Here is a 20,528-nt window from a genome sequence, read left to right on the forward strand (position 1 = left end):
TCAATTTCCAATCCGCTATTGTTGTGGTGTGCAGTTCGGGTGCTGTTTTCGTCATCATGTTGGCGTGAAGGGGGTCTGCCCGCCCGTGTGCGCACCAGACATCGGATCAACGGGCAAAAGAGATGCTCCTTCGGGGGATTGGCACAGGCCGCAAGACCGCAAGGCGGGATAAACAGGACATCTATCCGCCGCTATCAGCCGCCCAGTTGCTTCGGGCTAAACCCACCTAGGGCAGATGGATCAGCGGTGTCAGCCATCCCTTTTCCTGCATCAGCTTTATGGCTTCAAATATCGGCCCCGCCGCCAGAAACCACATCGCATCGCGTGTCGTGGTTAAAAACAGTGCCGGTTTGCACAGCAGGTTTTCCTCATCCCGCCAGCGAAACCAGGTCGGGCGAAAGCGCGGGACGGTATTTTGATAGCGCCGGAACGCCTTGCCAAAACGTTCCGATAGCAAGGCCTCTTCGTGCGCGACAACATTGCGAAACACCATCCAGCACAGGCCGGCAAACAAACAGCCCAGCACGACACTGCCGGTCTGTGCCCCGACGCCGAACGCGCCGATCATGTTGAAAACATAAAGTGGATTTCGGCAGCTGGAATAAGGCCCGGTGGTGACAAGCTCTGTTTTCTTGCGCCCGCCGATATAAAGGGAGCACCAGCCACGCCCGAAGATGCATAGGCCAATCGCAAACAGCCCGGTGGCTTCGATCATGTCGTGAAGCTCGCTCTGGCGCTCCGCCATCGCCTGACTTCCGGCAACAAGAACCAGAAGCACGACAACGCCAATTCGAAGGATACGTTTTCGTCGGCGCTGTATGGTGCGCAGAGCCGCGCCTTCGGGAAGCACCCCCAGCACCCCCGGCGTCTGGTTTGATGTGTCTTTACGGGCGGAACCGAGTTCGGCCGAACGCGACATGAAATTTACTCCTGCAAGATCAAGCCGCAGAAGTCATATCGTCAGGGGCTGGTTCTGGCGTCCTATACTGCATAACCGGTCGTTCGGATGGCCCTCCCGGACGTATGGGCGCCGACCATATGCCTGGGCGGGGTGCCCGCGCCCCTTTCCGGCTGCATATAAAATTTCCTGAGAAAAGTTCTTGATTTGTTCCTTTATTTATGGCATAAAAGAAAAGTCAACGGGAGAAAACCGCCCGGACCGAAACCCGCGAGGCCTTGAGCCTCGCGGGTTTTTGCGTTTGGGGCCGAATCAAAGAGGTGATCGGGATGCAGCGGCAAAGATACGGACACAGACACGGGCAGGGCGGCGGGGTGCTCCGCAGGGTATGGATCGGCGGATGGCGGAGCCATTACGGCGGCATTCTGCCCCAGGACTAAAGAGGGCTAACCCGATCATTTGTCATGACGGGAGAGGTGCGTCTTATTGAGGAGGGATAAGTGAAATCTGCCGGGAGCGGCAGCAATGGCAGCAGCGGGCAGCGTTGAGCGTGGCCCGCCAAAGGTGGACCAATGGGGGCCGTACGCCCGAAGTTTATCCGGACCTCGGCGGTTAGCGGAAAGTGCCGTCATGGCCGAAAGTGACCGGAGCGGGTAGTGGGCCCGGAGACCGTCAGTTGGCGAGGATGGCAGATGCCCGAAGTTTGCCTAGGCTCGATCGGTTGCGGGAAGTCTGGCTTTGGGAGAGGGACTCTACCTCCATTGTTTTTTAGGGGCCAATGCGGTGGAGTTCAGAGAAAGGGCATCTAAAAACGTGCCAATTGCACGCTTTTAGTCTGAAGATTGAACGCGGGCGATAACCTGAGCGCAGACTGTGGAGGTTCTTGAATGTCATCTCTCCCCCAAAAAAACAGTATCATGAGTTTAACCAACCTTCATTAAAAAGGTCAAAGATCGGATCGATCTAAATATGTAAGAATGGCATGAAGTTGTTATGTTGGATTAGTATTCGTCATCAAAACTTTCAAGTTTGATCAGTTCATCATAATGATTGGCAAAATTTATGATCGTTGATAGGAGTATAGGATCAATTTTATCGCCAAATTTTCTTAGGTAATGGTATGCATTTTTGCAGCAAGTCGGGAAGTGTGGCGCAGATGCAGTGTGTTCCCAGGAATTTCCTTGAGGTACAAAGTAAAGAAAATCGGTTGATATTGGAGGTGCCTCATTGTTTTCCTGGCTGAAGGCAATTTTGAAGGGGGTTATTGTGGGGATGAGCTCAACAGGAACCATTCCGTTTCTAGGTGTGGAGTGATTGTTTTCGGCATATTTTCTCAATAAAAAAGTACAGATTGTGTGTGCAATTGCTACTCTGAGTGCTTCAAGATAGTATGGTTCTTCTGTTATTTTCAGAAGAAGTTCACATGTTTCTTGATTGATGGGCTCTTTGCTTTCATGGAAATAGATAAAAGAAAGATAAGTCTTTTGTTTATCTTTCAATTCTTTACTTGGAATTTTCGGAAGAGATACAAATCTTGTTGCGCGGTGAAAGTGACTTGATAAGTCAAATGTTCCGAAATCATGGGATTTTTCGACAAAATCAAGAGCGTCAAAAGCTTTCATCTCGTACAAAGCTTTAATTAGATCAAATTCGTCAATGTCTCCAGAGATTGATGATAAAGAGTGAGCGCTAGATAGTAATATATTTCCATCATCTTCATTTTGAAAATGTCCAGGTTCAACATAGTATTTATGAGAATATTTAGTGAAAAATTCTCCAGGTTTAGATCCCTCTTTTAGAAATATCCAAAATGTGCGTTCCAGCCATTCTTTCTCAAGATACTTGCGTCGGTCAAAAAGAAGGCCTCCAACCAAAGAAAATCGTTTTAATTTCAGTAAGCTATTTATAAATTCTTGAACATCTAGAATTGGTGCTAAACCAGCCCAAAGAAACACGACGGTGTTCCATCGGTCAGTCTCAACATTCATTTCAAGGTGCTTTCGATCAAATCGCACACCCTTGATGTCCCTGTAGATGCCATCGAGACAGGCTTGAGCAACTAGAAATTCTCCTATCGATTTATGGGCAAAAGAGTATTGGCCCGGTCCTATCAGTAGACCGGACCTCTCCCTTAAGTGATCTAATACATTTTTTGCGCTTCCGTTAACATTCTCGGTGGTGAGGAATTGGTTCACCCAAAGTGACACTTGCTCTTCATCGACTGCATCGATTTCCTCTGAAATCATGTTCATTGCGATAATCTGGAGAAAGCGCTTCTTTTGAGCTTTGCTTAATGGTGTATGATGAGGAACCAGTTCTTTACGGGTTTCCCAGAGCCCTAGCATGCCATCAATGTAGCGATCATAAAGCTGTGCGCGGTCGTCAGGTAACTGGCCGTCCATGTGGTGAACTACGAGCAGTGTGGATAATAGCAGCGGGTTTTCTGTTAGGGGGCCAATTGTCGGATCGGATTGCCACTGATGGGCTAGTTGCGCCGGTTCGGTCAAGGGCGAACCTGTTTGGATTTCAGGCCCATACTGCTGGAATTTTCGGATATAGGATTCAATGCGTTGTCGGTCAAAGGGATCAAGGCGGATATCGCGCCAACCTTGTGATAAAAATTGTCTTCCGTGATCTGAGGAAAGTGGACGAGAAGTGACAATTACAACTGTACCGGGGTAAGCAGATGTTAAGCTCGAGATCCAGTTGAATGCTGATGTCCTTACTGATTCAGCAATTTCGTCAAACCCATCTAATATGACAACTAATTGACCTGAGGAACTCCACTCGTTCAGCACTGCACTAGTTATCTGCTCTCCAAATGATGCGGGGACATTCTCTTTTACGAGCTCCATAAGGGAAGGAGCTTCATCAAAATTGGAAATGCGACGAAGTTGTTTTGTAATAGCGAGTATTTTATGTGAAGGAGATATTAATTGGGAGCTCAACCAGCTTGCCCAAGTAGATTTGCCAGCGCCTGCACCCGCAGAAATGAAGACGTTTGAATTGGAGCCCAAGGTCGAAATAAACTTGTTGCTGTCTGAAAATGTATCTTTAACAGTTGGTCTCCTCCGTTCTTCGGCGGGGTCAGAAGTAAGTTCTGAAAGGTGTGGTTCTATGAAGAGTTGATCAATGTCTGCTTGCGGGACCGGTGTTTTTCTTAAGCCGTGTATAGTTAACTTTAGGGCAGCTAGGGATGTTTTATGATGACAGATCTTCTCAATCAGTGGGCTGTTTCTTGAATTCTTAAGAGAGTTGTTCTCCATGCCTTGATACATTTCTGCAAGCATGTTTTTTACGTCATCAATTTGCTTGAATTGAAATTGAAATTTTTGTGTTTCCCACTCTTTGAATTGAGGGGGAATGTTGACGGCTAGCTGTACAAATGCATTCAAGGTCATACTAAATGCAGAAGGGTAACTAGTTGAAAGTTTCTTAGTCGATGGTGACAGCAAATTATTGGTTATGTGATCGACTATTTTTTCTGTATCTAAACCAAGTTCTAGTATCGTTTTTTGCTCTGTTAGCAAGTCTTCTATCGGTGTTGTAATGCCGTCTATAATCTGATCAACGACACAAACTTCAATTCCTTCAGTATCAAGGTATTCCGAGAGAGGTTCCATCACAGCACAAGAGAACTCGCTGACTTTCGCTTGTATTTTTGCTTTAGCGAAGTTGTCAGGTTCTTTATCGAAGGATTTTTCGATAAGAGTTGCTAGCAGCGATCCAGCGGCACCCAGTAGAATCTCACCAATCATTTCCACCCCAAAATCTACAATATTAGATTGTGTTGCTTTATGATGGTAGCGTGCCTTAATTAATGCAAGCAAAAGTAGATGAGGGTTGGGGCATGCAAACTAGGGACAACGTTTCAGTTTGTACAAGGATGCGGATGGTGAGATTGGATACAAAACACCCCCAGCCTCACGACCGGGGGTGTTTCTCGTTCGGAGCCCGAAAGCTCCAATCCAGATCATTTCAAAGGGGTGAACCCCTTACGCGGCGAGATCAAACCGGTCCGCGTTCATCACCTTGGTCCAGGCCGCGACGAAGTCCTTGACGAACTTCTCGTGGTTGTCGTCCTGGGCGTAGACTTCGGCATAGGCGCGCAGGATGGCGTTTGAGCCGAAGACGAGGTCAACGCGGGTGGCTGTCCATTTGGTCACCCCGGTTTTGCGATCAACGATGTTGTAAAGGTTGTCGCCGACCGGTTTCCAGCTATAGGCCATGTCGGTCAGGTTGACGAAGAAGTCGGTCGTCAGTTTGCCAACACGGTCGGTGAAGACGCCGTGTTTGGTGCCGCCATGGTTGGTGCCAAGAACGCGCATGCCACCGACCAGTGCGGTCATTTCCGGTGCGGTCAGGCCCATGAGCTGGGTGCGGTCCAGCATCATTTCTTCGGGCGAGACCACATAATCGTCTTTCAGCCAGTTGCGATAACCATCGGCCAGCGGTTCGAGCGGCTCGAAACTTGCGGCATCGGTCATTTCGGCCGTCGCATCGCCGCGGCCCGGTGCGAACGGGACGGTGATGTTGACACCGGCATCCTTGGCGGCCTTTTCAACCGCCGCCGTACCACCGAGCACGATCAGATCGGCGAGGCTGACTTTCTTGGCAAGGCCTGCCTGAATGCCTTCAAGGGTTTTGAGAACCTTGGCGAGGCGTTCGGGTTCGTTCCCCGCCCAGTCCTTTTGCGGGGCAAGGCGAATGCGTGCGCCATTGGCACCGCCGCGCATGTCCGAACCGCGATAGGTCCGGGCACTATCCCAAGCGGTGTTGATCAGTTCGGCACTGGTGAGGCCGGAGGCCAGCAGTTTGGATTTCAGATCGGCGATTTCGGAATCCGAGAGGGTGTAATCGACGCTCGGAATCGGGTCCTGCCAGATCAGGTCTTCCTTGGGCACGTCCGGGCCGAGATAGCGGACTTTCGGGCCCATGTCGCGATGGGTCAGTTTGAACCAGGCGCGGGCAAAGGTTTCGGAGAAATATTCCGGGTCCTTCATGAATTTCTGGCAGATGGCGTTATAGGTCGGGTCGACCTTCATCGCCATGTCGGCATCGGTCATGATCGGTTTGCAGCGGATCGAGGGATCCTCGACATCGACCGGCATGTCTTCTTCCTTAATGTCGGTCGGTTCCCACTGCCATGCGCCAGCCGGGCTTTTTTTCAGCTCCCACTCGTGGCCAAACAGCATATCGAACCAGCCCATATCCCATTTGGTCGGGTTGGTGGTCCATGCGCCTTCGATGCCCGAAACCATGGTATCGCGGCCAATGCCACGGCCATTGGTTTTCATCCAGCCGATGCCCTGATATTCGACGCCGGCGGCTTCCGGTTCAGGGCTGAGGTCAGACGGCGAGCCATTGCCGTGCGCCTTGCCGATGGTGTGGCCGCCGGCGGTAAGGGCTGCTGTTTCCTCGTCATCCATTGCCATGCGGGCGAAGGTTTCGCGGACCTGGGCGGCGGTTTTCATCGGGTCTGGCTGCCCGTTGACACCTTCCGGGTTCACATAGATCAGGCCCATCTGCACGGCGGCAAGCGGGTTTTGCATGGTGTCGGGACGGGTGATGTCCTCATAACGGCTGTCGCTTGGGGCCAGCCATTCCTTTTCCGCACCCCAATAGGTGTCCTTTTCCGGGTGCCAGACATCTTCGCGGCCAAAGGCGAAGCCATAGGTTTTAAGACCGGCGACTTCATAGGCAATCGTACCGGCGAGGATCATCAGATCGGCCCAGGAGATTTTGTTGCCATATTTGCGCTTGATCGGCCAGAGAAGACGGCGGCCTTTATCGGTGTTGACGTTATCGGGCCAGGAGTTGAGCGGGGCGAAACGCTGGTTGCCCCTGCCGCCGCCACCACGGCCATCGGCCAGACGGTACGAACCGGCAGAGTGCCATGCGACACGGGCGAACATGCCAACGTAGCTTCCCCAGTCGGCCGGCCACCATTCCTGGCTTTCATTCATCAGCGCGCGAAGGTCGTTTTTAAGGCCTTCGACGTCGAGCTTTTTGAGTTCTTCGCGGTAGTTGAAATCCTTGCCCAGCGGATTGGTTCTGATGTCATTCTGATGCAGGATGTCGAAGTTCAATGCATTCGGCCACCAATCCATGACCGTGGTGCCCAGTGCGGTCATCCCGCCATGCATGACCGGGCATTTCCCTGCTGTCTGTTTTCCGTCCATTTTTCTCTCTCCCGTAATGGCTGGCTGTTGCTGCTTTCCTGAGCCGGGCGGTTGTGCCCAAAGCGATATTTGCGGATTGGGACATGATGGGGCATCCCCAATACGCTGTATTGTATGGCTTTAAGGTCTCTCTCTCCCGCCGGGTGTCAGGTGGTCATATGGACCGCGGCAACGTTTGAACATTCTGGCGAACATTTGGCGTGATGCTTCCCTGTTCAAGGTAATGTCGAAACTTGTGATCGCAACAAGACGATACTGTTAAATCAGTGAGCGTCATCTGAGGCGATGCTGTCAACAGGCTAACGCGTTTTGAGTGTATCGGTTAAATAGTTATTTTTTAAATTTTCGATAGATTTTGTCGATCTGATTGGCGGCAAGGGGCAGTAACACGGGATTGTGACTGGTTTTCGGGCGGTTTTCGGCCAGTTTCCGGTTGGTTTTCCGGAGAACTTAACCGCATCCTGTTATCTTTCTGGTTGGGATTTCGGGGAATTTTGCGCCGTCGGGTTGAAAATGACGTATAAGCATGACTGCGGATCGGTTTGACAATGCAGGGTCCCGACCCTGATCAACAGCGGAGGACAGATCATGAGTTTTACAAAGAAGTTGCAGGGCCTTGTGGTGCCGGTACTGGGCGTGGGGATGCTTTTTGCCGTGCCTTTGCAAGCGCAGGCACAGTCGGTGAAGGTGACACCTCTTGGCGCGGTTGACGGGGAGTTTTGCCCGTTTGACCGGGCAATGGTCTTTGAGGACCCGGACGGGACGCGCATTCTTTATGATGCCGGTCGGACCGTTGCCGGGCCGGGTGACGCGCGGCTTGGCAATATCGATGCGGTATTGCTGAGCCACATGCATGGCGACCATCTGGGCGACCGGCATATCGAGGCGGTCAATGCCAGCGAATGCGGCAAGCCATCCGTGCCGGTCGATGTGCGCGGGATTTCAAATACTGTCAATATCGCCAAGGAAAAGAATGCCCTGATCGTTACCGGCAGCGAAATGCCGCCGATTCTGGGCGGGAAGCTTGGCAGCATTGGCGGCGACCCGGAAAAATCGGTTCTGGTGCGGTTTGGCGGATCGCGCATGGTGGGCGGGGTCCGGATCACGACCGTTCCGGCGGTGCATAGCAACGGTGTTTCGGGGGATTTCCTTGGCGGGACGCTAGGCGAGATGCTGGCAGGTTCGGGGATCACCGCCTATGCCGGGCCGCCGACAGGCTATGTGCTGACATTTTCCAACGGGTTGTCGGTTTATCTTTCGGGGGACACCGGCATCACGGCCGAGCAGGATCTTGTGGTGCGCGGTCATTACGAGGCGAAGCTTGTCGTGCTGAATATCGGCGATACCTATACCACCGGCCCGACCGAGGCGGCCTATGTGATCAATGAACTGATCAGGCCGGCATCGGTTATTCCGTCGCATGCCAATGAATGGGCGACCGAGGGCGGCAAGGTCCGCGCGGGGACGCGCACCGAAAGCTTTGTTGCCGCGATCGATGTTCCGGCCCATCTGCCGTTAAGCGGCAGAACGATGGAATTTGATGCGGCGGGCAACTGCACCGCCGGGTGTGGCTGATCGTGCCGGGTGTGATGTTATCAAAGCGGGGCATTCAGGTGCCCCGTTTTTTTTGAGGTTCCCGTTTCATGGTGTTTCCGGTCACAAAACCGCCATCGCGCATTTGCATGCTTTTCAAGCGCGCGTGATTGGCGTTAGGCTTGCGCGTACAAACATCAAAACATCATTGGGGAAGTTGTGCGACATGGACGGGTCCGATCAGGCGGTGCCGGATATCGCCTATAGCCCGATGCCCGAAGAAACCGGCATCCGTGACTTCATAGCCAAATGCGACCGGTTTTATCCGCCCGATGCGGTTGCGGCGGATATTGCGCAACAACGCAAATGGTATGGGGCGCTTTGCGATGCGTTTGCCTATCCCCATCCGCCGGGGCTTCTGACCTGTGACGATCATATTGCCGGGGTGGCGGTCAGGATTTACCGCCCGGCCAAAATTCGCACGACGCGCAAGCTGCTTTACCTGCATGGTGGCGGGTTTATCGTCGGATCGCTTGATAGCCATGATGCGATCTGTGCCGAGATTGCCGAGGCGGCGGGGGCGGAAATGATTTCGGTCGATTACCGGCTGGCCCCCGAACATCTTTGGCCCGCCGCCCATCAGGATGGGTTTGCGGTTGCGCGGCATTTGCTGTCGGCGGGGGCGGAGATCGTCCTGATTGGCGATAGTGCCGGGGCGACATTGGCGGGCGGGCTTGCGATCCGGGCACGCGACGAGGGGCTTGGCGCAGGAGTGATCGGGCAGGTCCTGATTTATCCGGCCCTTGGCGGTGATCTTGGCTGGCCATCCTATGGGCAGATGGCATCGGCCCCCGGATTAAGCACCGATGATGTGATTTATTATCGCGATGTCCTGAAGGCACCGATGGATGATCCGGTGGCCTATCCGTTATCGGCGGAGGATTTGCGGGGTTTGCCGCCGACCTATATCACCGCGGCCTATTTCGATCCGCTGCGCGATGACGGGCGGGAATATGCCGCGCGGCTGGCCCGGGCCGGGATTGATGTGACGTATCGCGAGGAACCGCAGATGATCCATGGCTGGCTGCGGGCCCGGCATATGAGTGACGGGGCGGCGACAGGATTTCGTTTCTTGTGCGATGCGATAGAAAGAATGGCATCCGAATAGGATGTGATGGATATTTTCGGAGATGATGATATCGGTTTTGGTGTGTTCGCGGGCGCGATACATAGTTATTGATCGATCATCTTCGATATAATGTACCCTTCTTTCGGGTATATTCTTCAGGCGATATTGTCCCTTATATTTTCATGTATTTCATTGCGTTCCGGATTTCTGTCCGGATCGCGATTTTGATTAATCTGTATTGTGGTGATACTGTTGTCCGATCATGTTTTGTATCCCGTGGCGGTTATGTCGCATCGGGATCAAATGTTAAGCACGGATACGGACAGATTGCGGTCGGGGTGGCCGCAAAAGTTTTCAAGGGAGATTGCAATGGGATCGAATGCCGAGACGGGCATCGAAAGCCCGGAGGGTGCGGCCAATCCGATCGATACCGATTATGAAATCGGGCAGGATAATATCACCACAAAAATTGGCCCGTTCGGCCTTGATATTCACAATCCGGTCTTTCTGATTTCCGGTTTGTCGATTGTGGCGTTCGTGTTTCTGACGCTGGCGTTTCAGGACAGTGTCGGGCCGATGTTCAATGATTTGCGCGACTGGCTGACGGCGCGGTTTGACTGGTTTTTCCTGTCGGTGGCGAATGTGTTCGTGCTGCTGTGCCTGTTTCTGATTGTCTCGCCGCTGGGCAAGGTCCGGCTGGGCGGGCAGGATGCGACACCTGATTATTCCTATAGCGGCTGGTTTGCCATGCTGTTTGCGGCAGGCATGGGCATTGGCCTTATGTTTTATGGCGTGTCGGAGCCGATTTCGCACTTTACCACCTCGATGGGGGGCACGACGCTTGGCGAGGGCGGTGCGCGCACTGACTGGGCCCCGCTGGGCGGGGCGGCCGGGGATGCGGATGCGGCGTTCAATCTTGGCATGGCCGCGACGATTTTCCATTGGGGGCTTCATCCGTGGGCGATTTATGCCACCGTGGCGCTGGCCCTTGCGCTGTTTTCGTTTAACAAGGGCCTGCCTTTGACCATGCGGTCGGTGTTTTATCCGATCTTTGGCGAGCGTATCTGGGGCTGGACCGGGCATGTGATTGATATTCTGGCGGTGTTTGCCACCCTGTTCGGGCTTGCGACATCGCTTGGTTTCGGGGCGGAACAGGCCAATGCCGGGCTTCAATTCCTGTTCGGGTTGCCGGAATCCAACGGATCGAAGGTTTTCCTGATCATTGCGATTACGGGGGTTGCGCTGGTTTCGGTGCTGGCCGGGCTTGATGCCGGGGTCAAACGGCTTTCGGAAATCAACATGATCCTGGCGGCCCTGCTGTTGCTGTTTGTCGTTCTGGTCGGTCCGACCATGGAGACGATCACCGGCTTCTTCACAAGTCTTGTTGCCTATGTCGAATATCTGCCGGCTCTTTCGAACCCGATCGGGCGCGAGGATGCCAATTTCAGCCAGGGCTGGACGTCGTTCTATTGGGCGTGGTGGATTTCATGGTCGCCGTTTGTCGGCATGTTCATCGCGCGCGTGTCGCGGGGCCGGACGGTGCGGGAATTCATTACCTGCGTTCTGATCATTCCGTCGCTTGTGTGCGTGCTGTGGATGACGGCCTTTGGCGGCACGGCGGTGCATATGGTCAATGACGGGGTGCAGGCGATTGCCGATGCGGCGCTGCCGATCAAGCTGTTCAGCATGCTTGAGGCCATGCCGTTGCATGCGATCACGTCGTTTATCGGGATCATTCTGGTGATCGTGTTCTTTGTGACCTCGTCCGATTCCGGGTCGCTTGTGATCGATACCATCACGGCCGGCGGCAAGGTCGATGCGCCGGTGCCCCAGCGGGTTTTCTGGTGCACGTTCGAGGGGCTGGTGGCGATTGCGCTGTTGCTGGGCGGGGGGCTTGGCTCCTTGCAGGCGATGGCGGTTTCCACCGGGTTCCCGTTTGCCATCGTGCTGTTGCTGGCGTGCTATTCCATCATTCAGGGATTGCGCAGCGAGCCGCGATAATCCGGGCGACAGACCAAAGCAAAAGGGGCGCAAATCACTGCGCCCCTTTTGCGTTTCGATACGGGGTCGGTCAGGGTTTGATCTGCTCGAACGTCATGATCGATTTGTTGCTGGCGTCGACCAGCATCAGATCGTCGTCCTGCAATTTCCAGCCCTTTACATCGGCCATCGCGGCGATAAAGGCGTCCTCGATTTCCATCGCGTCTTCCATGCACATCATTTTGGTGCTGCCGAGCGGGGAGACATCAAGGGCGGTATCCTTACGGGTGTAGCTGCCGAAATAGCGGTTGCATCCGGTTGATCCGGCAATTTTTCCGTCATTGGTAAAATTGACGCTGGCAAGGATCGGGGTCATCGGGGTCAGGCTTTTGTCCTTCGCCTCGATGCGCATCAGTTGCCAGTCGCGATCAGCGATGGCCGACCAGTCGGCGGGTGATTTTTCCTCGGCCGGTTTGTTGCTGGCGGCACAGCCGGCAAGCCACAGGCTGCTGGCAACGGCAAATGCAGCGAAGGTAAAAGAAGTTGCTTTGCGCATTCAAAATATCCTGTGTTTGAAACTGTCCCGGTCTGGCAGCCGTTTTTTGGGCGGCCTGAACCGTGTCGGGATACTCATACGACTTTGCGGCGAAATTTTAGCATGATCACGGGGCGTTTTTATAGTGTTGTCGTAAGGGCTTGGCGGGGGTGCGGTGCACAAGACCTTTGCGTCGGGATATCCTGGCGGCTAATGTAGCCGGGCTTACCCGATATTCCACGTTTGCCCCTTATCAAGGTCATGATCATGAAGCTTACCCTGTCAGACGCACATGTGCTTGTGTGCGATACCCTGTTGCGTTGCAAGGTTGATCCCGACAATGCCAGATCGGTTGCGACAGCCCTGATCACGGCCGAGGCCGCAGGGCAGGGCGGGCATGGATTGCGCCGCGTTCCTGCCTATGCCGGGCAGGCGCGTGCGGGCAAGGTTGACGGGTTCGCCAAGCCGGTTGCCGATCAGCCGTTTCCCGCCGTGTTGCGGATTGATGCGCAATATGGCTTTGCCTATCCCGCACTTGATCTGATGATCGAACGATTGCCCGATATCGCGCGTGCGCAGGGGATAGCGGTTGCGGCGATCCATAAATCGCACCATGCCGGGGTGATGGGGCTGACGGTGGAAAAGCTGGCCGAGCAGGGGCTGGCGGCGATGATGTTTGCCAATGCGCCCGCCGCGATGGCGCCCTGGGGTGGGCGGCGTCCGATGTTTGGCACCAATCCGATTGCCTTTGCCACCCCGATTGGCGATGGCGATCCGATTGTGATTGATCTGGCACTGTCAAAGGTGGCGCGCGGCAAGATCATGGCGGCCAAACAGAAAGGTGTTTCGATCCCCGATGACTGGGCATTGGATGTGGATGGCAATCCGACGACGGATGCGGTCAGGGCGCTTGAGGGCACAATGGTGCCAGCGGGCGGGGTCAAGGGGGCGGCACTTGCCATGATGGTCGAAATGCTGGCCGCCGGATTGACGGGTGCGCAATTCGGGCATCAGTCATCGTCGCTTTTTGATGACAAGGGCGCACCGCCTGCGTTGGGGCAGATGGTGATTGCGATTGACCCGGTTGCGGTTGGCGGGACGGGGATCATTGATCATTTGCGTTATATTGCAGATGAAATCGCGCTTGAAGAAACGGTGCGTCTGCCGGGGCGGCGCGGGCAGAATGCGCGGCGGGATGCGGAAATTCATGGCCTTGATATCGAAGATGATGTCATCGCCGCGATTGAGGACATCAAGTAAATCGATGCGCGATCAGGCGAAATCCGGCATCCTGACGGTTTCTTTCTGTCGGGATATTCCGTGTCATGTTTGCGTGTATCTATATTTATGAATTCTATTACAAGTAATTATTGAATAATTTCACGGTATTTGTTTCTGTTATCTATTTTTTATTTTAATAATTACTTGATGTATAGACAAGTTTGATTGTTGTCGGTAAAAATAAAGTCCTGTGATCATCGAACTGTAACTTCACTGTCACCATAGAGTCGCGGTTTGTGCGTAGCTTCCTGAGCAGCGAAACACAAGCAGGCGGACTTCAATGCTGGTCGTAGATATCTCAGGACTGAACAAGAGCTTCTCGCGCGATAAGCGGGCATTGAACAATGTCAGTTTACAGGTCCGCGAGGGCGAGATGGTCGCCCTGATCGGGGCGTCCGGTTCGGGCAAATCCACCCTGATCCGTCATATTGCCGGTTTGCTGCGCGGGGATCGCGACGGTGGCAAGATCGAAGTATTCGGTGAAGTCATCCAGCAGAACGGTCGTATTGCAAGGGGCGCACGCAAGGTGCGCGCCGATATCGGCGTTGTGTTTCAGCAATTCAATCTGGTCAGCCGCCTGACGGTTCTGACCAATGTTCTGACCGGGATGCTGGGCCGGGTGCCGGCGTGGCGCGGGTCGCTGTGCCTGTTTACCAAGGCTGAACGGATGCGGGCGATGACCGCCTTGAAACGTGTCGGTATCGATAGCCATGCGACAAAGAAGGCGCGCAATCTTTCGGGCGGGCAGCAGCAGCGCGCCGCGATTGCACGCACGATCACACAGGGCGCGCGCCTTATCCTCGCGGACGAGCCGATTGCATCGCTTGATCCGGCGTCATCGCGCAAGGTGATGAATACGCTGGATCGGGTCAATCGCGAAGACAATGTCACCGTGATCGTATCGCTGCATCAGGTCGATTATGCCCGTGACTATTGCGCACGCACCATTGCGATGCGCGATGGCGAGGTCGTGTTTGACGGCCCGTCCACCGAATTGACGCCGGAATTCCTGCGCGAACTTTACGGCGAACATTCTTCCGAGCTTTTCGCACCTGCCCCGGATGACGTTCCGGCAAAGAGCAGGGTCGCGGAGAAGGATCTGGCTTTCGTCACGAGCTAGGTCACGACGACGTTCTCTCTGCCTTACCTCTTTTTATTTCACCTCTACCAACCAACCTGACGGGGGACTTCCCATGATCCGCAAGACAATTGCATCCGCAGCCCTTGCTGCCAGCATGCTCGTAACCGGCATGGCCTATGCCGATGTTGAGTTCAAGCCGCTTGAAAAAGACCCGGAAACCATCGTTTTCGGCATCATTTCCACGGAATCCAGCTCCAACCTGAAAGCTCAGTGGCAGCCGCTGATCGATGATATGGAAAAGGCGCTTGGTCAGGAAGTCGATGCCTTCTTCGCACCGGATTATGCCGGGATTATCGAAGGCATGCGTTTCGGCAAGGTGCATGTTGCCTGGTTCGGCAACAAGTCGGCGATGGAAGCTGTGGACCGTGCCGGTGGCGAGGTTTTCGTTCAGACGTCCAAGGGCGATGGTTCGAACGGTTATTATTCCCACATCATCACCCAGGCTGATAACGACAAAATCAACAGCCTTCAGGATATGCTGAAATGCGATCATTCGCTGAATTTCGGTATTGGTGATCCGAACTCCACCTCGGGCTTCCTGGTTCCGACCTATTACGTTTTCGCCCAAAACGGCGTTGATCCGAAAAACTGCTTCAAGACCGTTCGGAATGCGAACCATGAAACCAACCTGATGGCGACTGCCAATAAGCAGGTTGACGTTGCAGCCAACAATTCCGAACAGCTTGCCCGTACCCAGATGAACAAGCCGGAAGTGACCGACAAGGTCAAAGTGATCTGGACATCGCCGCTGATCCCGTCCGACCCGATGGTTTACCGCAAGGACATGTCGCGCGAACTGAAATCGCGGATCAAGGCATTCTTCCTGGGTTATGGTCGTTTTGGCGATGTTGAACGTGCCAAGGAGGTTCTGGCGAACAATTCCGACGGTATGGGTTTTTTCATGGAAAGCAGCAACGCGCAGCTTTATCCGATCCGTCAGCTTGAACTGTATAAAAACAAGCTGAAAATCGAAAACACGGCAGAACTGTCGGCGGATGAAAAAGCCGCCCGTGTTGCCGAGATCGACAAGAAGCTGGCCGAACTCGACATTCTGGTTTCTTACGAGTAACCGGCTTTATGGCAGGGGGCCCGCAGGGGCTCCCTGTTTGTTTTTACCATCCGGGATGAACACCATGAACAGCAGTATTTCCTCTGCCGCGTCGGCACCGGTGGAACTTCCGCCACGCGATCTGAAACGGTCCGCTGCCAATATTCTTTTATGGGCCATCATTATGGGGCTTCTGGCCTGGTCCTGGGACGGGGCGGATATGCGTCCGATGTCGCTTGTGGAAAACAGTGGCAACATGGTCGAGTTTGCCGATGGCTTTTTCCCGCCGGATTTCCTGATGTGGAAAACCTATATTTCGGAAATGGTGATTACGATCCAGATCGCGATCTGGGGCACGGCGCTTGCCATTGTCTGTTCGATCCCGTTCGGCATTCTGTGTTCGGAAAATATCGTTCCGTTCTGGGTTTATCAGCCGGTGCGTCGTTTGATGGATTCCTTCCGCGCGATCAACGAAATGGTCTTTGCCATGCTGTTTGTTGTCGCGGTCGGGCTTGGTCCGTTTGCCGGTGTTCTGGCCCTTTGGATACATACCACCGGTATTCTTGCAAAACTGTTTTCCGAGGCGGTCGAGGCAATTGATCCCGAACCGGTTGAAGGCATTCGGGCGACCGGTGCCAATGGGTTGCAGGAAGTGATATTTGGCGTGATCCCGCAGGTCTTGCCGCTCTGGATTTCCTATTCGCTGTATCGGTTTGAAAGCAATGTGCGTTCGGCAACCGTTCTGGGTATTGTCGGGGCAGGTGGCATCGGCATGGTTTTGTGGGAATATATTCGCGGGTTTTATTACGCGGAAACGGCGGCGGTCATGATCATCATCATCCTGTCGGTCAGCCTGCTTGATATTGCATCCCAGCGTTTGCGCAAACTGGTGACGTGAGCATGAGTTTCAGGATTACGCAGGCCAAACCGGCAATGAAACACTTGTCGGAGGCCCCGACGATTGATCCGAGTGCGGTGGTGGTTGATTGCGCGTTTGGTGTCTGGACCGAAGTCGGGGCGCGTACCAGCATCCGCGAAAGCGTGATGGGTGATTATTCCTATGTCGTCAACGATAGCGAGATCATCTATTCCGATATCGGAAAATTCGTAAATATCGCGGCCCATACGCGGATCAATCCGGGGCAGCACCCGATGGACCGGGCATCGATGCATCATTTTCAGTATCGGTCGGGCGCCTATGAGCTTGGCGATGATGATCCGGCGTTTTTTGACTGGCGCCGCGAAAAGCGCGTGAAGCTTGATCATGATGTCTGGATCGGACATGGCGCGATTGTTCAGGGTGGGGTTACCATCGGGATCGGTTCGGTGGTTGGTTCGGGTGCGGTGGTGACCAAGGATGTGCCGCCCTACTCCATTGTGACCGGCATTCCGGCAACGCCGCTTCGCCCGCGGTTTGACGGGGAAATTGTCGATGCGTTGCTTCGCATTTGCTGGTGGGACTGGGATCATGCAACATTGGCAGACCGGCTTGACGATTTTCGGCATTTGCCGGTGCGGGATTTCTGTCTGAAATACGATCTGCGATAAATTGACATCCAATCCGAGGCCCCATGACCGACTATCAGCGTTATGCTGTTTATTATGCACCGAAAGCCGACAGTGATCAGGCGGGGTTTGGCAATGCCTGGCTGGGGCGTGATCCGGCAACCGGGCGGGAACTTGACCGCCCGGATGTCAACGGCCTTGCCGATGGTGAGGTTGCGGCCATAACCGTTTCCCCGTCGCGATACGGATTTCACGGCACCCTGAAACCGCCATTCGCCTTAAAGGACGGGCAGACACGTGCGCAGCTTGAAAGGGCGATTGCCGACTATTGCGCCGGGGCAAGCCCGGTTGCGTGTGGCACCCTGATCCTGAAATCGATTGGAAGTTTCTTGGCCCTTGTCCCGACCGAACCTTTGGGCGGGCTTGGCGATCTGGCGGCGGATATTGTGCGCGGGCTTGACGATTTTCGACGTCCCGAAGACGAAGCCGCGATGAACAAGCGCCGGGCATCGGGACTGAGTGAGCGGCAGGAAGAATATCTGGTCCGGTGGGGATATCCCTATGTGATGGAAGAATTCCGTTTTCACCTGACCCTGACGGACAAACTTGATCCCGACCGGATGATGCGGGTGCGTGATGCGGTGGCCCCGATTGTTGCGCCGTTGTGCGATGCACCATTTACGATCAGCGAAGTCTGTCTTTTTGGTGATCCGGGTGATGGAAAGTCGTTTGATTTGTTGCGGCGCTTTGCGCTTGGATGACGGGCGATTGCGCCCCGGAAGTTAAAAAAATGCTGCAGTGTTTTGCTGCAGCATTTTTTGTTCAGACGGCCCTGTTTCCGGGCGCTTGGTCCCTTGGGGCGGGGCGATGGAAAATGGCATCAATGAAGCGGCTGATGCCGGTTTCAAGGTCATTGTCATTTTCAACGGCGATCACGTTGGGACCATCGACCTGATAGGCCGATGCGCGCCGCAGGCGTTGTTCGATATCCTCGGAACTTTCGCGGCCACGGGCCACAAGGCGTTGACGAAGGGCGTCTTCGCCAGCCCGGATGCTGATGACCCGGACGGCATCATGGCCCAGCAGATCGCGGGCATCGTCAATCACGCTGCGCGAGGCATTTACGACCACGATTTTGCCGCTGGCGACGTCGTTTTGGACATGATTGGGAATGCCGTAACAAAGATTGTGTGCCCGCCAGCTCAGCAGGAAGGCCCCCTTCTTTGCCATGGATGCGAAATCTTCGGCGCGGACCGGAATATGGATTTCGCCGACCGATCCGGCCGGGCGGGTAATGCAGCGACGGGGAAACAGGATGGTTTCATCGTCATGCAAACGCGCCCGTGCCGCATCCAACAGGGTATCCTTGCCAACCCCGCTGGGGCCGACGACAAGAATCAGTAATCCATTTTCCGAGGCGCCATGAGGGATGTCATGGCGCGCGGTCATGACACGCGGCTTCCCAGACGCCACACACCGCGCACAATCGGATGATGTGGTGAATGATGAACCCGGATCAGATCGCCGCGTTTGCCAACCGCAATCTCGCCCCGGTCATCAAGGCCGACCTGTTTTGCCGGGGTCAATGTTGCGGTGCGCACCGCACGCGGCAGGTCATAGGCGTCGAAATCATCAAACAGTTTCATCACGCCGTGCAGCAGACTGTGCGGGACATAGTCGCTTGAGATAATGTCGAGATATCCGTGTTTTGCCAGATCGCCCGCCGCGACGTTGCCGCTGTGCGAGCCGCCGCGCACAAGGTTCGGCCCGCCCATCATCACGCCAAGCCCGCCTTCGTGCGATGCCCTGGCGGCCGCCAGTGTCGTCGGGAATTCGGCCACCGTCATTTTATCGGCGACGGCTTCGGCAACGTGGGCGTCGGTTGCGTCATCGTGGCTTGCCAGCGCAAGGCCCCGGCTGTGGGCGACGTCGACAACGTGACGGCGATGTTTGGCGGAATACAGTTCGGAATCGCGTTTGCGGCTGGCGACGAATTTGCGCATTTCCTCGTCCGAGAGGCCGTATTTGCCCTGATAATAGGTGTAATAGGCATCCAGGCTGACGAATTGGCGTTGGCCCGGCGTGTGATCCATCACCGAGAGCATCTTGACCAGAGGCAGATCAACCAGATTATCGAGTGCCTCGACCAGCCCGCCATAGGACGTTTCACAGCGCAGATGCAGTTTGTGATCTGCGCGCAAAAGGTTGTTCTCGAGCGCATGCTGAAGGGCAGTCACCGATTCAACCAGTCGTTCGATCCGTTCTGATCCGTCTGAGACGTCGCCGACTGAGATGGCATCAAAGACCGTTGTGATGCCGGCACTGGCGACCTGATTGTCGTGCGCAATCACCGCAGCGGTAGCGGGCCAGCGGGTTTTGGGACGCGGGGTCAGGTGTTTTTCGAGATTGTCGGTATGAAGTTCGACCAGACCGGGCATCAGATAATCGCCGCCCATGTCTTCGGCACCGGGCAGATTGGACGGGCGGTCCGAGATATCGGTGATCAGGCCATCCCTGATCTGAACGGCACCTTCGATGACATCATTGGCCAGGACAATTTTGGCATTGGTAAAAATCTGTTCAGTCATTGGCCCCAACTTTAAACGAAGTCACATCAAACGATCCCGTGCAGACCGCATCGCGGGTGTCGTGATCATGGAAAATACCGGCAATGGCAGCGCCGCGTGCCTTGGCTTCTTCAATCAATGCCAGAACCGTGGCACGATTTTGGGTGTCAAGCGATGCGGTCGGTTCATCAAGCAGCATGATCGGATAATCGGCGATGAAACCGCGCGCGATATTCACGCGCTGCTGTTCGCCCCCGGAAAAGGTCAGGGGGGAAAGTTGCCACAGACGTTCGGGAATGCGCAAGCGGGTCAGAAGATCGCGGGCCTTTGCCAGTGCCGTTTCGCGGGCCGTACCCAGCGCGATCAGGGGCTCGGCGACGATTTCAAGCGTTGGCACACGCGGAATGACGCGCAGGAACTGGCTGACATAGCCCATGGTGCGTTTGCGCATATCAAGGATCGCATGCGGGCTTGCGGTGGTGATATCAAGCCAGTCGCCATCGTGCAGCACGCTGATCGAGCCGCTTGAACAGGTGTAATTGGCATAAAGCATGCGCATGAAGGTGCTTTTCCCCGATCCGGATTCACCGGTCAGCGCAATGCATTCACCGGCATTCAGGCGGAACTCGACCCCTTCGAATACCGGGATCGTGACGCTGCCCTGAGTATGGAGGGTAAAGCCCTTGGCGACGTTTGTGGCGTGAAGCATTTCAGACATTTCAATCGCC

The 20,528-nt window shown here is 54.7% G+C and carries 16 protein-coding genes; 9 read left to right on the forward strand and 7 right to left on the reverse strand.

Annotated elements, in window-relative coordinates:
- Positions 1-226: 226 nt before the first annotated feature.
- The 3 genes from LG297_RS01085 to katG form a co-directional block, all read right to left on the reverse strand.
- Positions 227-919, reverse strand: a complete 693-nt coding sequence (locus tag LG297_RS01085) for a methyltransferase family protein (protein ID WP_404424280.1) — start codon at positions 917-919, stop codon at positions 227-229.
- A 980-nt stretch (positions 920-1,899) separates the two neighbouring features.
- The gene (locus LG297_RS01090; protein ID WP_404424282.1) at positions 1,900-4,656 is read right to left on the reverse strand and encodes an NACHT domain-containing protein; all 2,757 of its coding nucleotides are present in this window, start codon (positions 4,654-4,656) and stop codon (positions 1,900-1,902) included.
- A gap of 237 nt (positions 4,657-4,893) precedes the next feature.
- Positions 4,894-7,080 (reverse strand): catalase/peroxidase HPI, encoded by a 2,187-nt coding sequence (gene katG, locus LG297_RS01095; RefSeq protein WP_404424284.1) that lies wholly within the window; start codon positions 7,078-7,080, stop codon positions 4,894-4,896.
- Positions 7,081-7,668: 588 nt separating this feature from the next.
- Here katG and LG297_RS01100 point away from each other — a divergent pair.
- The 3 genes from LG297_RS01100 (at position 7,669) to LG297_RS01110 (ending at position 11,743) form a co-directional block, all read left to right on the forward strand.
- Positions 7,669-8,655, forward strand: a complete 987-nt coding sequence (locus tag LG297_RS01100; protein ID WP_404424286.1) for an MBL fold metallo-hydrolase — start codon at positions 7,669-7,671, stop codon at positions 8,653-8,655.
- Positions 8,656-8,839: 184 nt separating this feature from the next.
- Positions 8,840-9,781 carry an alpha/beta hydrolase gene (locus tag LG297_RS01105; RefSeq protein ID WP_404424288.1) on the forward strand — a complete coding sequence of 314 codons (942 nt, stop codon included), beginning with the start codon at positions 8,840-8,842 and terminating at the stop codon, positions 9,779-9,781.
- Positions 9,782-10,111: 330 nt separating this feature from the next.
- Positions 10,112-11,743 carry a BCCT family transporter gene (locus LG297_RS01110; RefSeq protein WP_404424290.1) on the forward strand — a complete coding sequence of 544 codons (1,632 nt, stop codon included), beginning with the start codon at positions 10,112-10,114 and terminating at the stop codon, positions 11,741-11,743.
- 70 nt (positions 11,744-11,813) lie between these two features.
- Here LG297_RS01110 and LG297_RS01115 read toward each other — a convergent pair whose 3' ends face one another.
- Positions 11,814-12,278, reverse strand: coding sequence for an META domain-containing protein (locus LG297_RS01115; RefSeq protein WP_404424292.1), 465 nt, complete (start codon positions 12,276-12,278; stop codon positions 11,814-11,816).
- Between the two features lie 246 nt (positions 12,279-12,524).
- Here LG297_RS01115 and LG297_RS01120 point away from each other — a divergent pair, with 246 nt between their 5' ends.
- The 6 genes from LG297_RS01120 (at position 12,525) to LG297_RS01145 (ending at position 17,994) form a co-directional block, all read left to right on the forward strand.
- The gene (locus LG297_RS01120; protein ID WP_404424294.1) at positions 12,525-13,517 is read left to right on the forward strand and encodes an Ldh family oxidoreductase; all 993 of its coding nucleotides are present in this window, start codon (positions 12,525-12,527) and stop codon (positions 13,515-13,517) included.
- A 301-nt stretch (positions 13,518-13,818) separates the two neighbouring features.
- Positions 13,819-14,658: a phosphonate ABC transporter ATP-binding protein gene (gene phnC, locus LG297_RS01125; RefSeq protein WP_404424296.1), complete on the forward strand. Its 840-nt coding sequence runs from the start codon at positions 13,819-13,821 to the stop codon at positions 14,656-14,658.
- Positions 14,659-14,731: 73 nt separating this feature from the next.
- Complete coding sequence (gene phnD / locus LG297_RS01130; RefSeq protein ID WP_404424298.1) at positions 14,732-15,748, forward strand: phosphonate ABC transporter substrate-binding protein; 1,017 nt, start codon at positions 14,732-14,734, stop codon at positions 15,746-15,748.
- A gap of 64 nt (positions 15,749-15,812) precedes the next feature.
- Entirely contained in the window at positions 15,813-16,625 is an 813-nt protein-coding gene (gene phnE / locus LG297_RS01135) for a phosphonate ABC transporter, permease protein PhnE (protein ID WP_404424300.1), read from the forward strand.
- Between the two features lie 2 nt (positions 16,626-16,627).
- Positions 16,628-17,275, forward strand: a complete 648-nt coding sequence (locus LG297_RS01140; protein WP_404424302.1) for a chloramphenicol acetyltransferase — start codon at positions 16,628-16,630, stop codon at positions 17,273-17,275.
- A 23-nt stretch (positions 17,276-17,298) separates the two neighbouring features.
- Positions 17,299-17,994, forward strand: coding sequence for a DUF1045 domain-containing protein (locus tag LG297_RS01145; RefSeq protein WP_404424304.1), 696 nt, complete (start codon positions 17,299-17,301; stop codon positions 17,992-17,994).
- Positions 17,995-18,055: 61 nt separating this feature from the next.
- On the opposite strand, the gene phnN is transcribed toward LG297_RS01145, so the two are convergent.
- Genes phnN through phnL form a run of 3 tightly spaced genes read right to left on the reverse strand, consistent with a single transcriptional unit; the run spans position 18,056 to position 20,518 of the window.
- Positions 18,056-18,682, reverse strand: a complete 627-nt coding sequence (gene phnN / locus LG297_RS01150; protein ID WP_404424306.1) for a phosphonate metabolism protein/1,5-bisphosphokinase (PRPP-forming) PhnN — start codon at positions 18,680-18,682, stop codon at positions 18,056-18,058.
- A complete protein-coding gene (locus LG297_RS01155; protein WP_404424308.1) occupies positions 18,679-19,821 on the reverse strand; it encodes an alpha-D-ribose 1-methylphosphonate 5-triphosphate diphosphatase in 1,143 nt (380 codons plus the stop codon). The genes phnN and LG297_RS01155 overlap by 4 nt, the downstream gene beginning before the upstream one ends.
- Positions 19,814-20,518 carry a phosphonate C-P lyase system protein PhnL gene (gene phnL / locus LG297_RS01160; protein ID WP_007089249.1) on the reverse strand — a complete coding sequence of 235 codons (705 nt, stop codon included), beginning with the start codon at positions 20,516-20,518 and terminating at the stop codon, positions 19,814-19,816. Before phnL ends, LG297_RS01155 begins: the two co-directional genes overlap by 8 nt.
- Between the last annotated feature and the right edge of the window lie 10 nt (positions 20,519-20,528).

Origin of the sequence: Thalassospira australica (assembly GCF_044790785.1) — a bacterium.
Classification (GTDB): domain Bacteria; phylum Pseudomonadota; class Alphaproteobacteria; order Rhodospirillales; family Thalassospiraceae; genus Thalassospira; species Thalassospira australica_A.